This is a genomic window from Rhodoferax sp. GW822-FHT04A08, assembly GCF_058801025.1.
Genome location: NZ_JBXAMW010000078.1, coordinates 1 through 525, shown reverse-complemented (window position 1 = coordinate 525; position 525 = coordinate 1). Strand labels below are relative to the sequence as shown.

Genomic DNA, 525 nt, shown 5'->3' with positions numbered 1-525 from the left:
GCATGCCCATTCAGAAAGGTAGCAATGTGGCTTTGCTGGCTTAGCGCAATTCAGAGATCTTTTGGGATTTTTTGAAGATTTTTGAAGTCTTTACGGACTAAAAAATCTTCTGTCCAAAACGGATTGTGTGCACCCATGCCCGGCCGCCCTGCTCGTAGTTGTTCTGTAAATTGGGATATGGGCAGGGTAACTTCCCATCACGTATGCCTAAAGGGTAGCTATCGGTCATCGTGACCGTGGCCCCAGTCTGTTTGACCGAGTCCACAATGCGTCCGGCCATTCAAAATCGATGGTTGCTCACTACAGCCACACCCCACTATGCGGCATCCGTATCTCATGCACGGAGCCGTTACTCAGGAAGAACACTTCCAGCACGAAGCTGATGACAGACACAAAGATGCTGGCGAAGAAGGCCGTCCAGAAGCTCGACACCTGAAACCCCCTCACCAAGGCTGACACCAGCAAGATCATCAGCGCATTGATGACCAGCAAGAACAGTCCGAAAGTGATGAAGGTCAGCGGCAG

Annotated in this window: 1 protein-coding gene; it reads right to left on the bottom strand. The window is 51.0% G+C overall.

The features are described 5' to 3' along the window. Window positions 1–300 precede the first annotated feature (300 nt). The coding region (locus tag AC1RMF_RS26655) for a phage holin family protein (RefSeq protein WP_493145578.1) at window positions 301–525 on the bottom strand (225 nt) is incomplete at its 5' end.